The sequence below is a fragment of the Bacillus sp. BP-3 genome (assembly GCF_028401955.1).
Lineage (GTDB): Bacteria > Bacillota > Bacilli > Bacillales > Bacillaceae_G > Bacillus_A.
Map to the genome: position 1 here is coordinate 42113 of NZ_JAQOTJ010000022.1, position 14491 is coordinate 56603.

The following is a 14491-nucleotide window of genomic DNA, read 5'->3' on the forward strand; positions in this document are numbered from 1 at the left end:
AAATAGATAAGACTGAATTTTTAGATACTTCAGTTTGAACTAAAGTAATTCTGAGCGTGAAAAAAGCAGATCAGGGGGAAACTTACATGAGATACATTGAAAGGAATACATTGTGGAAACTGATAGAGGTATCAAGGGGGAAACATCCGGCAACAGTTTGGATTACAGGAGGAATTGTGTTTAATGTATACACAGGAGAGCTAGAAAAAAAGATATCGTTTTGTATGGAGAACGTATTGCTTATGTTGGAATGCAGAAACCGCAAGTTGATGAGAAAACACAAATTATAGATGCATCCAACTTTACGTTAGTTCCAGGATACATCGAACCTCACGCACATCCGTATCAGTATTATAATCCTACGTCATTTGGAGAATTCGCTTTAAGCTTAGGTACAACGACTTTAGTGAATGATAATCTAATATTTTATTTAAATGCAGATCAGAAAGGCTTTGAATATTTATTAGACTATAGCAGTCATTTGCCTGTCAAAAATTATTGGTGGGCAAGGATGGATCCGCAAAGCAACCACCCGGATATGTTAGCGAAATTCACGACTGAGCGCTTGGTCAATTTACTTCGCCACAAACAGATTATACAAGCTGGTGAATTGACAGCTTGGCCTGCTGCCCTGGCTGGTGATGAAACAATACTAGAAGGAATAGCAGAAGCACGGAGGCTCGGCAAAAGAATTGAAGGGCATAACCCAGGAGCTTCTAGTGAAACCTTAAATGCTTTGGCAGCACTCGGTGTTACGGCCTGTCATGAAGCTATCAATGGAGAAGAAGTAATGAGAAGACTTCGTTTAGGCATGTATGCAACTTTGCGCCACTCCTCCATACGTCCTGATTTGCCAGGCTTAATTAAAGATTTACAAGAGCGCGACTTTGATTTTTCTTCCGCTTCAAGACTTATGTTAACAACGGATGGCTCTATGCCCCCATTTCTTCAGCATGGGCTAATGGACTATCTTATTAAGATTTCTCTTGATAATGGCGTCCCTTTCCATGTCGCTTATCGGATGGCCACTTTAAACCCTGCAACGTATTATGGATTGGATCAACAAATCGGCGGAATCGCTCCAGGACGAATCGCGGATATTCTATTTCTCGAGGATATTAGCAAGCCTTCTCCGATCAAGGTAATCGCAAACGGGCAGCTGGTTGTGACAAACAGACAGCTCCTAAACTCATTTCCTGTATGTGATTGGAAGCAATTGCAATTTGAGCCCATACATATGGAATGGCGCGTTCAACCAGAATGGCTTGATATGACCACTGAGCATCCAGAAGTCCCTGTAATAGAAATGCTTAATGCAGTCATTACGAAACCAAGTCTAGAATCATTGCCATTAAAGAAAGGTATTATTGACTTGGAAGCGAGAGAAGGATATTGTTATGTCAGTCTTATTGATCAAAAGGGGAAATGGGTTACTAACGGCATATTAAAAGGGTTTGCCGATCACCTAGATGCTCTAGCGACAACCTACACAGCCTCTCAAGATATTGTTGTTATAGGGCAAAAGAAAGAGATTATGATACAAGCTGTAAATCAACTACTCGCTCAAGGCGGTGGTACCATATTAATGGAGGGAGAAGAAACCTTATTTAATTTGGAATTACCGCTTGGAGGGAAAATGAGCAAGTTATCCATGCATGAACTGATTTCAAAAACGATAAGACTTGTACAACTTCTGAAGGAGAGAGGACATCAGCATATCGATCCATTATATACGATGTTCTTTTTGACATCGACCCATTTACCAGCGGTACGCTTAACAGCTGAAGGAGTATATTCTATTAAAGAGAATGTGGTTGTTTCTCCGGTTAAGAGAGTGAAGAGTGACTATTTTGTAAGATAAACAATGTGAAAATAGCCTCTTAGGAGGCTATTTTACATTCTTTCTTCTTTCACTATAGTTCTTCTCCTCATCTGTCCCGAATCCATTACCATTTGTCACAATTTGATCTGTCGGTGCGACAATACTTTCAGCAATTTTCCAATCTCCATACTCTCGTACAAATACTTGTATGAAGTAGTTCGTCCCATTCATTTGATAGGTGTTTTCTTTTTTTACATCATACTGCACAGCTAAGTAGTATACTTGTACATTTTCTTTTCCGAATTTTGATACATATTGAGAAACTCGCGGCATATAAATTGAAGCTTTCGTTAGCGACATTTGTTTTATACCGACGAGAGATGAGTGCTTTATATTATGTAAAGTATCTTGATGATGAATACGATCATTATGATGAAATAATACAGTTGTTTGCATCGAACTCATCCATAACTTTGAATATAAAACAGGGTTATGACTTGAGATATATTCCAGTTCTTTTTGGACAATTTGATTGGGAGACGCTGCACTTATTTCAGTGCCGTAACATAATAAACATATACTGATAATTCCAAACAAAACAATACGCTTCATTGTCTGCCTCCTATTCCATATACGTAAAGTATAGGAATAGGAGGATATTTTTATGCAGATTGTCTATTCTGTAATATTTAATTTTTTTGACATATAAGTCACTTCTATGCGCGACCAGATGCTCTCGTCCACCCTAAAAAAAGGGGTTATGTTATTTTTCAACTTATATGTATTTACACATAAAAAAATAGAAAAGCAATCTTTGCTTTTCTATTTTCATAGGACTCTATCGAAGAGATCTAACGCCATTTCAATTTCCTGGTCGCTCCAGCCCTGAAACTTCTCTCTATAATATTCTTTTCGGACATTTTCAAGTTTTTCAGCAACTTCTCGCCCGCTATCGGTAATTTCTAAATACACAATGCGTCTGTCTGAATTAGATCGCTTTCTCATTACGAGCCCCTTACGAGCAAGACGATCTGTAACCGCTGTAATATGACTGGATGTAACATCCACTTCACTTGCAATTTGCGATGCCATTTGCGGGCTTTTCCAATATAACGCACGCAGTACAGAAAACTCATTCCATGGCATATGTTCAGAAAAAAGTTCATTAATATCACTTTGTAATAAACGAAGCATTCTCCGAAAGGAAGTAGATAAGTTTAAAATAAGCGCTTCTCGTTTTTCGTTCACTGTTCTCGATCCTTTTTTATAATATTTACACATATTATAATGCATGAATACCTAAATTGTATATATTTTCTTTCTACTTAGATTTTCTATTATATTTCTAAATTTAAGGAAAAATTGGACACCCTTCTCTCATATAAATAAAGAAAGGAAGGTGAACAATCATGCAAATGGGCATGCCCTCTTATCCACATGAGTTACGTAATGGCAAAGAAGCAACGATTACTGTACAAGGTGAAGGTGTCGTAAAAGCAAAACCGGATGTTGTCGTCTTAACAATCGGTGTTCGTACTGAAGATCAAAATATAAAACAAGCACAAGCAGAAAATGCTGCTCTTTCTGCTAATTTACTTGCTGCTTTAAAGCAACTTGGAATTACAGAGCAAAATATTAAGACACTTTCTTACACCATTACACCTCAATATGAATACATAAACGAAAAGCCTGTATTGAGAGGTTATCAAGTTGAGCATTTATATGAAGTTATTGTGCTTAATGTACAAAAAGCAGGCGAAGTATATGAAACAGCTGTAACAAACGGAGCTAACGTCGCCAGGGGACTTGTATTTCGCGTTTCTGGACCTAATGCTTACTACAAACAAGCATTAGTACTCGCTGTGCAAAACGCTCAAGAAAAAGCAAGGACAATTGCTAGTACATATAATCTAAATATAAATCCTATTCCTCTTTCTCTCGTTGAAGAGTCTTCTCATATGCCTCGGGAATTTGTTGCTTACTCTGCTGTTCATAGCGGTGCTCCCCCTATTCAATCAGGTGAAATAGAAGTTATTTCAACTGTACGTGCTGTTTTTACTTATATGTAATTGTATGTCTAGCAAAAAAGAAAACGTTCTCATTTAATTGTTGTAAAAAACTTTTGTTTTGATATAATAATAGACGGTGAACCTTACATAGGGATATCACGGGTGGGAGAGGGATATGAAAAAGAAGGTTTAACATGAAAGGAATTCTCGAAAGAACATTTAAATTAGACTTACATCACACAACACCAAAACAAGAAATACTTGCTGGTGTAACATCATTTTTCACGATTGTTTATATTATGATTGTGAATGCATCCATTTTATCAGATGCCGGCATTCCTCTTGAAGCAGGAATTTTAGCAACAGTATTCAGCTCATTTGTCGGATGTCTATTGATGGCATTTTGGGCAAATGCACCGGCGATTCTTGTACCAGGTATGGGAGTAAATGCGTTTTTTACGTACACAGCTGTGCATACGCTTGGTTTAACTTGGCAAGAAGCATTAGCAGCGGTATTTGTCGCTGGTATTATTTTTATGGTTGCCGCATTTACACCAATTGCTCGCACACTTTCAGCCGCAATTCCACAATCGTTAAAAGAAGCGATAACTGTTGGTATCGGACTCTTTTTAGCGTTTATCGGCTTGCAAAAAGGCGGCCTTGTTGTTGCGAATTCGAATACTGCTGTTGCATTAGGGAAATTAAGTAGTCCAGTTGTTCTAGCAACACTGCTTACTCTTATCGTTGCTTTAGTTTTATTTATTCGTAACGTACGTGGAAACTTTTTATGGACGATTGCAATTGGAACAGGAATCTCTTGGTTGTTTGGTATTGTTGATACAAGTCAAGTTGGTAATAGCTCATTTTCATTTGCAAACTATGGGAATGTTTTTGGCGCAATGTCGTTTGGGAAACTAACTTCTTTACCGTTTTTAATCGCAACGTTCTCATTAAGTATGGTACTCATTTTTGAAAACATGGGACTTTTGCACGGTTTATTAGAAGATCAGCGTAAATTCCCTCGTGCGTATCAAGCAAATGCAATTTCAGCGATGACATGCGGTCTATTTGGCACAAGTCCAACTGTTTCTACAATAGAAAGTGCTGCTGGTATTACAGCGGGCGGCAAAACAGGTCTGACGTCTATCGTCACTGGCGGATTATTCTTTGCCTCATTATTTGCTTTGCCATTTGTAAAATTAATTCCAGATAGCGCAATCGCTCCGATCTTAATTATTATTGGCGGTTTAATGATTACAAACATTCAACAAATTCCTCTGAACGATTTTTCAGAAGGATTTCCAGCATTTTTAATCATCGTTATGATTCCGCTCACATATAGCATTGCTGATGGTATTGCTTTTGGATTCATTGCATATCCAATCTTAAAAGTAGCACTTGGTAAACATAAAGAAGTTGCAAAACCGCTTTATGTTATCACATGTCTCTTCTTAGCCATGTTTGTACTGCATGCCATTGGCTAAAGCAAAAACGCCGGGAATTCCCGGCGTTTTATTATTTAAACCAGCCCTTCTTATAAAACCAGACCATCATTCCGCCACCTATAAACGCCATTACGGCTAAACAAATATAATAGCCATACTCCCACTTTAACTCTGGCATATGATCAAAGTTCATTCCATATACACCAACTATAAATGTTAACGGCATGAAAATCGTTGAAAAAACCGTTAATGTCTTCATAATATTATTCATATGATGAGAGTTAAGCGAGAAGTAGCTATCGCGAATATCAGCTGTCAACTCTCGGCTTGCTTCAATCATTTCAGCAAGCTTTAAAAGATGATCGTGAATATCTTTAAAATAAATTTCATGGTCACTTGCACCATAAAAGCGCGTTGAATTTAAAATACGATATAATAAATCGCGCATCGGTACAATTGTTCGTCGTAATTTTGATAAATCAGAACGAATATCAAATACCTCTTCTAATACAGCACCAGCTGTATCTCCTGTTAAATTGTCATCAATAGCATTTAAATGATCTTCAATATAATATACCGGAGCAAAATAATCATCGACAATTTGGTCAATAATCATATGAGTCACATGAAGAGTACTTCTCTTTACACGCTGTTTTTCTCCAAGTTTATTCCAAGCTCGTTCAATCGCCTTATTATGCGAAAAGTGAAAAGATACAACAAACTGATCGCTAACGAATATATCAATTTCATGAGGCTCGAGTCCCTCTTCACTAAAAGCATGAAGTACTAAAAAATTATATCCTTCATAAAAATCCACTTTCGGTCTCTGCACGTACTCCAAACAATCCTCAATCGCAAGGGGATGGAATTTAAAATAATCTTGTAAAATATATGTATACTCTTCTTTCGTCGGTTTACATAAATCCAGCCAAAACCATACGATATCTTCTCGCTTCGTTTCTTCTAATGACACGTCATATAATACTTCATTTTCTTTTGTTACTGCACAAATTCTTATCATAATTTCACCCATTATTATTATATGCAAAAAAAGCCAAGGAGAAAACTCCTTAGCTTTTTTATCTCATGATTCGTGGACAAATTGTCACTTTATTTCTCGACGATACCGTGTACTAACTTCGGTACATTGACGTGTTCCGCAGATACCTTCATGTTTTCGTAAATTTTTTGTTTTACATCTTCTACATTTTCACGATTTGCGTAAATTGTTACAAGTGATTCGCCTTTCTTTACGCTATCGCCAACTTTTTTACGAAGCATAAGACCAACTGCTAAATCAATTTCAGATTCTTTCGTTGCGCGTCCTGCACCAAGAAGCATCGCTGCTGTACCAATTTCATCTGCGACAATTTCAGATATATAGCCATCTTCTTTTGCTTCCACTTCAATCTTATATTGCGCTTGCGGAAGTTTCATTGGATCATCAACAACAGAAGCATCGCCGCCTTGTGCTGCTAGGAAGGTTTTAAACGCTTCTAATGCCTTGCCATTGTTCATCACTTCAAGTAGCTTTTCACGTGCATCTTCTAAAGAAGAAGCTTGTCCAGCTAAGTATACCATTTGACTTCCAAGTGTTAAACATAACTCTTCTAGGTCTTTTGGTCCTTTTCCTTGCAATGTATCAATCGCTTCCTTCACTTCTAAAGCGTTACCGATTGCCTCACCAAGCGGCTGACTCATATCAGAGATAACAGCCATTGTTTTACGTCCAACATTGTTACCAATACGAACCATCGCCTCTGCTAATCGCTTCGCATCCTCATCCGTTTTCATAAATGCACCCGCACCTGTTTTTACATCAAGAACGATTGCATCCGCACCAGCTGCAATTTTTTTACTCATAATAGAGCTGGCAATTAACGGGATAGAGTTTACCGTTGCCGTCACATCACGAAGTGCATATAACTTTTTGTCAGCAGGTGTTAGATTACCACTTTGCCCAATAACAGCAATTTTGTTTTCATTTACAAGACGAATAAATTCCTCGTTTTCAATTTCTACATGGAATCCTGGGACTGCTTCTAGTTTATCAATCGTACCACCTGTATGCCCAAGACCACGACCAGACATTTTCGCAACTGGTACACCTAGAGCAGCTACTAATGGACCTAATACAAGTGTAGTTGTATCACCAACACCACCTGTTGAATGCTTATCTACTTTTACGCCTTCAATCGCTGATAAATCAATTGTATCTCCACTATTTACCATCGCCATCGTTAAATCAGCACGTTCCTGCTCGTTCATATCTTGGAAGAAAATTGCCATTGCCAGTGAACTCATTTGGTAATCTGGAATATTACCATTTGTATACCCTTCAATGATAAAATTAATTTCTTCTGTCGTTAATGCTTTGCCATCACGCTTTTTCGCAATTAGGTCCACCATTCTCATTGTAAACTCATCCCTTCATTTGTTTTACAATTTCTTTTACAAGTGCTAAGAAGTTTGCTTTTACACGTTCTGTTGTTTCAATTACTTCCTCATGATTAAGCGGCTGATCTAAAATACCAGCTGCCATATTTGAAATACAAGAAATACCAAGTACTTTCATACCAGCATGACGTGCTACGATAACTTCTGGTACAGTTGACATTCCGACAGCATCTCCGCCAACTGTACGGATCATACGAATTTCTGCAGGTGTTTCGTATACAGGACCTGTCATCGCCGCATATACACCTTCTTGTACTTTAATATTTAAATCAGCTGCAACTTGTTTCGCCATTGCACGAAGATCTTTACTATAAGATTCAGACATATCAGGGAAACGTACACCCATTTCAGAATCATTTGGTCCGATTAATGGATTGTATCCCATAAAGTTAATATGATCTGAGATTAACATTAAATCGCCTGGCTCATATGATGTATTTACACCACCAGCTGCGTTTGTAACAACAACTGTTTCTACACCTAATTCTTTCATAACACGAACTGGGAATGTTACTTTTTGCATATCGTATCCTTCATAGTAATGGAAGCGACCTTGCATTGCTACAACTGTAACTCCTTGAAGTGTACCGAATACTAGTTGGCCAGCATGACCTTCAACTGTTGATACAGGAAACTCAGGAATTTCATTATATGGTACAGCTACTGCATTTTCGATTTCATCCGCTAATACACCTAAACCTGAACCAAGGATTAGTCCTACTGTCGGTCTTTCTGAAAATTTACCTTTTAAATATGATGCAGATTTTGAAATTAATTCACGATTCATTTTATATTCCTCCTATTTACCTAGCTCGTTTAAGAAACTTTTTCCGTATTTTGGCATTGTTACATTGAAGTTTTCTGCAACTGTTGCACCGATATCAGCAAATGTTTGACGAAGTGATAATTCTTGTCCACCATTTTTCATACTTGGGCTATACGCTAATAATGGTACATATTCACGCGTATGGTCTGTACCGTAGTGAATTGGGTCATTACCATGGTCAGCTGTAATAAGTAATAAGTCGTCTTCTTGTAACTTTTCAAACACTTCAGGAAGGCGTGCATCATATTCCTGTAATGCTTCTCCATATCCTTGAGGATCACGACGATGACCGAATAGTGCATCAAAGTCAACTAGATTTAAAAAGCTTAAACCAGTAAAGTCCATGTTTAATGTATCTACAAGTTTATCCATACCATCCATGTTTGATTTTGTACGAAGAGACTCTGTTACACCTTCTCCATCATAAATGTCAGAAATTTTGCCAATTGCAATTACATCATAGTCAGCATCTTTTAATTCGTTCATAACTGTGCGACCGAATGGTTTTAAAGCGTAATCATGACGATTCGGTGTACGTGTAAAGTTTCCTGGCTCTCCAACGAATGGACGGGCAATCACACGACCAACCATATATTTTTCATCAAGTGTTAACTCACGTGCAATTTTACAAATGTTATATAATTCTTCAAGTGGTACAACTTCTTCATGAGCAGCAATTTGCAGTACGCTATCAGCAGATGTATACACGATTAATGCGCCTGTTTCCATATGCTCTTGTCCAAGTTCATCGAGAATCCCTGTTCCAGAAGCTGGTTTATTCCCAATGATTTTACGCCCTGTTCTCGCTTCTAACTCATCCAGCAATTCTTTTGGGAATCCTTCTGGGAACACTTGGAACGGCGTATCAATGTATAGACCCATAATCTCCCAATGTCCTGTCATGGTATCCTTACCCGTAGATTTTTCTTGCATTTTTGTATAATATGCAAGCGGCTTCTCTACTTTTGAAATCCCTTTCATTTCACGGATGTTACCAAGACCTAAATTCATCATGTTTGGCATCTGTAATCCATTCATATGCTCTGCAATATGACCTAATGTGTCAGAACCTTTATCGCCATATTTCTCGGCATCTGGTGCCTCTCCAATTCCTACGGAGTCCATTACGATAAGGAAAATACGTTTATATTTGCTCACAACTGTAACCTCCTATATATGCTACTAATGTAGTATGTTCAAATCGCTTTAAAAACTTCCTTCTTCTTCTAAGTCAGATGTCAGACATCTCTCACAGCTATCATAACATGTTCGCGCTTTCTTTTTAAGAAATTTTTATCATATTTCATATTTTCTACACATTTTCATTGTAATCTATTCTGCCGAGAAGCGCTAATAAAACCAATATATAAATCTATTTTGTTTTTTCTAACATATCAGTCGCTGCTATCTATGCAGGACAAAACGCGATCTGCACTCGTTTTGTCTCTTTGTTTTAATTCTTGCATGTGGCTAGATGCTCTCTACTGCCTAAAAGAAAAGCTTTTGTTATTGGAATGTATATCAATAATAAATAAAAACAGCTCTTTCAAAGAGCTGTTCCTTACTTCACTTCAACTGTTTCTTCTTTATGGTCATGAAGATCACCTTTTCGTACATGAACCTTCACTTTATACGTACCTGCTTCTTTAAATGTATGAGTGCTTGTATATTCACCTTTGTTACCTTCTTTTGCTGGAACAAACTCGTGCTTTTCTGCACCATCTTTCCAAATTTCAAGTTGAACTTCCGCACCAGTTAACGCTTCTTCTTTTTGTTTTAAGTGTACTTTCATTGTAGATTCTGTATTTGCTTTTACACCATCTGCCATAAGATGAATCATTGTCTCACTTTTATGATCACCATGACCCGCTTCATGACTATCATGAGCTTTCTTTTCTTCTGTTACTTTTGCATTTCCAACAGCTACTTTTACTTCTGGCATCACATGCATATCACGTGCATTTGTATGTGCAATAATATGGTAAACACCGTCAGATGGGAATGTTTTATCGATTGTATAAACACCGTTCCCTTTATGCTTCGCATTTGCCATTTCTTTTTTCTCTTCGCCATCTTTCCAAATTTCAAATTTCACATCATCTGCATCTGTTACTTTTTCTTTCCCTTGTGTAACACTTGCTTGCACTTCTACTTTTTCATTTGGCTTTATTGTTTCAGGGTTTGTTTTTACTGCTACTTTTACTTCTTCAAGCGGCTTATCATTTTTCGCTTTTTCGTCCGATTTCGTATTGCAACCAGCTAATGCTAGCATGGCGATAAATAATGTAATTAAAAGTTTCTTCATTATAACTTCCTCCTTCGTACTATATTAGTATAGAGGAAATATACGTTCATATTCTAGCCTTCTGCTGAAAACAATGTACGAAATGTTTGTGAAGTTTTTGTGAAGTTTTTTTCACCATAATAGCAAAAGGACATGAAAACTCATGCCCTTGGATGGAACTGTTTATATACATCTTTTAATCTAGTTTTTGAAACGTGTGTATAAATTTGTGTTGTTGAAATATCGGCATGACCAAGCATTTCTTGTACCGCCCTTAAATCTGCCCCATTCTCTAATAAATGCGTTGCAAAAGAATGACGCAACGTATGCGGTGTAAGTTCTTTTTGAATGTTTGCTTCTTTTGCAAGTCGCTTTAAAATTTTCCAAAATCCTTGGCGTGATAAACGATTTCCATGATGATTTAAAAAGAGTGCTTCGGCCGTCTGCTTTCCAAATAGTTCCGGTCTTCCTTTTTCAATATAATGCTGAATCGCCTCTGCCGCTAAGCTGCCAAGAGGGATAATTCTCTCTTTATTTCCCTTTCCTATGCAACGAACAAAACCCATTGTTAAATGTACATCAGCAATGTTTAATTCAATTAACTCAGAAACACGTAATCCTGTTGCATATAATAACTCTAGCATAGCCCTATCACGGATTCCGAAGGCACTCGTTGCTTTCGGCGTTTGTAATAATGCTTCTACTTCATCAATAGATAACACTTTCGGTAATTTACGCTCAGCTTGAGGCGTTTCAATATGTACAGATGGGTCATGTTCCACAACGCGTTCACGTAATAAAAATTGATGAAACGATCGTATAGATGCAATGTGACGCGCCATCGTTTTCGAAGATTTATCATTCTCTTTTAGATGATGCAAAAAGCTTACAATATGCATTCGCGTCACATCATGAAAAGATATAATTCCCTCTACTTTTTGTAAATACTTCATATAACTTTTTAAATCACGTTCATATGATACAACTGTATTTTTAGCTAACCCTTTTTCAACAACCATATAATGAATAAAATCTTGTAATTGATCTTTCAATCTTCTCTACTCCCCATTTTCATAGAAAAAAATCATTCTGTTTACGAAAGCATCTTTCGCAGGTTCTTCTGTTCCAGATACTTTTTCTACCATTTCTTCTTTCGGTTTTTCATAACGATGATAGCTTTCATATTCTTCATTTATCCATAGTATAGCGAAATAAAACAAAATGGTACAACTGGTAAACAATAAAAATACTTTCATACCATCAAAAATAACTTTCATTGCTCGGCGCATTGTAAATTCCTCCAAAATAGTTCATCACCAAAAGACGGGGGTGACATATAGATAGATGTACACTCCACTCCGAGTGGACACTTTCCGCGGGCGAGAGCGAGCCTTCTCGGCAAGCCTGCGGGGTCTCACTTCCCTCGCTATTCCCGCAGGAGTCACCACTCTCCGTTCCGTGTATTAAAAATGATTCGTTTTCAAAAAGTCAAACCCTTGTGACAGTGATGAACCTCCAAAATATATGTTATTACAACATATGCCAAGCTTTTCATCATTTATACCTGATTACAAATAAAAAACCTCTTCCTAATTAAATAGGAAAAGGTTATTTTTCTTCTGTTAATTTTTCTTGACAATTTTCACAAACACCGTGGAACGTTAAACGATGGTCTTTTACTTTAAAGCGCCATTCTTGTTCTATCCTTTTTTCTACTTCGCCAAGTAAATCCTCTTGAATTTCTTCTACTGCACCGCATTCCGTACAAATTAAATGATGATGAAAACGTGATGCTCCTTCTTGGCGTAAGTCATAGCGCGAAACACCGTCACCGAAATTAATCTTGTCGACAATTTTCAACTCGGATAATAACTCCAAAGTCCGATAAACGGTTGCAAGTCCGATCTCTGGCGACTTTTCTTTTACAAGGAGGTAAACATCTTCCGCGCTTAAATGGTCTTCTTCATTTTCTAGCAGCACGCGAACTGTTGCTTCACGTTGTGGTGTTAATTTATAACTCGCTGCATGTAATTGCTTCTTAATTCGATCAATTCTTTCTTCCATTCGGTACTACTCCCTCCCTCGCCACTCTTACCCCATTATATCAGAAGAAGGGCAACTGTCAAAAGAAAAATAATCAAGATTACTTGATAATAATTCTCAAAGTATAATTATTTTTTATTAATAGTATCCATGACTTGTTTCATAAAAGTTGGTGATACATACGCTTCTACTCCTGAAGCAACTGCTAACACCACACCGATAGTAAGAAAAAAGCAAGTGTAGCGCATAAAAAGTGGTAGTAATGGTTCATTTACTTTCCGAATAAATTGATGACGAATCATCCGCAATGAAAAGCTAGCTGCAATCGTCGTCATAATAAGAAACGTCGGTATGATAATTACATTCTGTGGAAGTACAGCCACAAACGCTAATAATAGTCCGTTCCATCCGAGTTGACTCACTAAAAACCCTACTGTAAACCCTACAACAACTCCTTTTAAAAATAATAAAATAAAAATAAGTGGTAAACCGATGATGGAAATACCTAAAATCCAAATAAAGCCGATGTATTTCAGTTGCGATAAGTAACTTTCTCGAAACATCTCACCTGCATTTGCAAATTGTCCTTTGGAAACTTGTCCAAAAAAACGACTCAAATAAAAGTACAAGTCTTGCTTTTGACTTACTTGTAAACTATTCACAAGAATTGCTCCAAAAATAACTCCCATTAATAAAAGAACTGCTACAAATACATATAGTGAGGCGTGTTCTTGTACATGATATGTTACCCTATCTTGCCAAGATGATTTCCTTAGCATATTCTGTCCCTCCGTTCTTTCTCTTACTAGAATGTATGAAAGAAAGAAAAAAGTATGACGAATTAACATTGAAATTCCACGCCACTTTGCTAAACTTAAAAGAAGAGAATAGGAGGGATTTCGTTTGAAACAACTATTATTGGATTTTCCAACATTATTTCAGACTGAGCGCTTACAAGTGCGGAAACCGTTCCCAGGTGATGGAGCGGATGTTTACGAAGCTATTCAAGCTTCTTTAGAAGACTTGCAGCCATGGATGGCTATTACACACGAAACTGAAGAAACAGCAGAATCAGCAGTTAGAGAAGCACATGGAAAGTTTTTACTTCGTGAGACATTACCATTCCATCTATACGAGAAAACATCGGGTACTTTCATCGGTGCACTCACTCTTCATCCAGAAAATTGGGAAATCCCAAAGTTTTCCATCAGTTTTTGGCTTCATAGCTCTTATACAAAACAGGGATATATGACAGAAGCATTAAAAGGAGCTGTTCAATTCGCTTTCGATAAACTTGGAGCAAAACGCCTTGAAATTCGTTGTGATGCGAATAATACAAACGCACGATTAGTTGCAGAGCGCCTAGAGTTTATTCTAGAAGGTACGCTCGAAAATGATTTCCTTGCTCCTGATGGCAGTTTACGTGATACGTGTGTATATGCAAAAATACAATAAAAAGACGTTACAGCTAGTCATCTTCACATTTCACAAAAATAAACACTCGCATAAAGCGAGTGTTTATTTTTTCCAGGCTGTGGAGAAAGTATTCTCCGCAGCCTGTTTTTGTGTCTGAACCTCTTTTTATCTGTCAACACTGATAAAAAA

General features: G+C 37.3%; 16 protein-coding genes. 5 read left to right on the forward strand and 11 right to left on the reverse strand.

What is annotated here, in order from left to right; translation table 11 throughout:
* Positions 1-86: 86 nt before the first annotated feature.
* Together PLX19_RS22910 and PLX19_RS22915 are read left to right on the forward strand one after the other, a co-directional pair.
* On the forward strand, positions 87-290 hold the full coding sequence (locus PLX19_RS22910) for a hypothetical protein (RefSeq protein WP_272191186.1): 204 nt from the start codon (positions 87-89) through the stop codon (positions 288-290).
* The gene (locus PLX19_RS22915; RefSeq protein ID WP_272191158.1) at positions 251-1861 is read left to right on the forward strand and encodes an adenine deaminase C-terminal domain-containing protein; all 1611 of its coding nucleotides are present in this window, start codon (positions 251-253) and stop codon (positions 1859-1861) included. Before PLX19_RS22910 ends, PLX19_RS22915 begins: the two co-directional genes overlap by 40 nt.
* Before the next feature lie 27 nt (positions 1862-1888).
* On the opposite strand, the gene PLX19_RS22920 is transcribed toward PLX19_RS22915, so the two are convergent.
* Positions 1889-2434: a hypothetical protein gene (locus PLX19_RS22920; protein ID WP_272191159.1), complete on the reverse strand. Its 546-nt coding sequence runs from the start codon at positions 2432-2434 to the stop codon at positions 1889-1891.
* A 216-nt stretch (positions 2435-2650) separates the two neighbouring features.
* A complete protein-coding gene (locus tag PLX19_RS22925) occupies positions 2651-3070 on the reverse strand; it encodes a MarR family winged helix-turn-helix transcriptional regulator (protein ID WP_272191162.1) in 420 nt (139 codons plus the stop codon).
* Between the two features lie 161 nt (positions 3071-3231).
* On the opposite strand from PLX19_RS22925, the gene PLX19_RS22930 reads away from it, so the two are divergent.
* Positions 3232-3891, forward strand: a complete 660-nt coding sequence (locus tag PLX19_RS22930; protein ID WP_272191164.1) for an SIMPL domain-containing protein — start codon at positions 3232-3234, stop codon at positions 3889-3891.
* A 134-nt stretch (positions 3892-4025) separates the two neighbouring features.
* Positions 4026-5315: an NCS2 family permease gene (locus tag PLX19_RS22935; protein ID WP_272191165.1), complete on the forward strand. Its 1290-nt coding sequence runs from the start codon at positions 4026-4028 to the stop codon at positions 5313-5315.
* Positions 5316-5346: 31 nt separating this feature from the next.
* Here the strand turns inward: PLX19_RS22935 and corA are convergent, their stop codons facing one another.
* The 9 genes from corA to spoIIM form a co-directional block, all read right to left on the reverse strand.
* Positions 5347-6309: a magnesium/cobalt transporter CorA gene (gene corA / locus PLX19_RS22940; protein ID WP_272191167.1), complete on the reverse strand. Its 963-nt coding sequence runs from the start codon at positions 6307-6309 to the stop codon at positions 5347-5349.
* A 77-nt stretch (positions 6310-6386) separates the two neighbouring features.
* The gene (locus PLX19_RS22945) at positions 6387-7691 is read right to left on the reverse strand and encodes a pyrimidine-nucleoside phosphorylase (protein WP_272191169.1); all 1305 of its coding nucleotides are present in this window, start codon (positions 7689-7691) and stop codon (positions 6387-6389) included.
* Positions 7692-7698: 7 nt separating this feature from the next.
* The gene (locus tag PLX19_RS22950; RefSeq protein WP_272191170.1) at positions 7699-8520 is read right to left on the reverse strand and encodes a purine-nucleoside phosphorylase; all 822 of its coding nucleotides are present in this window, start codon (positions 8518-8520) and stop codon (positions 7699-7701) included.
* Positions 8521-8532: 12 nt separating this feature from the next.
* Positions 8533-9717: a phosphopentomutase gene (deoB, locus tag PLX19_RS22955; protein WP_272191171.1), complete on the reverse strand. Its 1185-nt coding sequence runs from the start codon at positions 9715-9717 to the stop codon at positions 8533-8535.
* A gap of 403 nt (positions 9718-10120) precedes the next feature.
* Positions 10121-10867: a FixH family protein gene (locus PLX19_RS22960; protein WP_272191184.1), complete on the reverse strand. Its 747-nt coding sequence runs from the start codon at positions 10865-10867 to the stop codon at positions 10121-10123.
* Between the two features lie 137 nt (positions 10868-11004).
* The gene (gene xerD, locus PLX19_RS22965) at positions 11005-11895 is read right to left on the reverse strand and encodes a site-specific tyrosine recombinase XerD (RefSeq protein ID WP_272191172.1); all 891 of its coding nucleotides are present in this window, start codon (positions 11893-11895) and stop codon (positions 11005-11007) included.
* A 6-nt stretch (positions 11896-11901) separates the two neighbouring features.
* Positions 11902-12132: a YqzK family protein gene (locus PLX19_RS22970; RefSeq protein WP_272191173.1), complete on the reverse strand. Its 231-nt coding sequence runs from the start codon at positions 12130-12132 to the stop codon at positions 11902-11904.
* 319 nt (positions 12133-12451) lie between these two features.
* The gene (gene fur / locus PLX19_RS22975; RefSeq protein WP_272191175.1) at positions 12452-12907 is read right to left on the reverse strand and encodes a ferric iron uptake transcriptional regulator; all 456 of its coding nucleotides are present in this window, start codon (positions 12905-12907) and stop codon (positions 12452-12454) included.
* 107 nt (positions 12908-13014) lie between these two features.
* The gene (gene spoIIM, locus PLX19_RS22980) at positions 13015-13665 is read right to left on the reverse strand and encodes a stage II sporulation protein M (RefSeq protein ID WP_272191176.1); all 651 of its coding nucleotides are present in this window, start codon (positions 13663-13665) and stop codon (positions 13015-13017) included.
* A 124-nt stretch (positions 13666-13789) separates the two neighbouring features.
* Here spoIIM and PLX19_RS22985 point away from each other — a divergent pair, with 124 nt between their 5' ends.
* Positions 13790-14341, forward strand: coding sequence for a GNAT family N-acetyltransferase (locus PLX19_RS22985; RefSeq protein WP_272191178.1), 552 nt, complete (start codon positions 13790-13792; stop codon positions 14339-14341).
* The last annotated feature ends 150 nt before the right edge of the window (positions 14342-14491 follow it).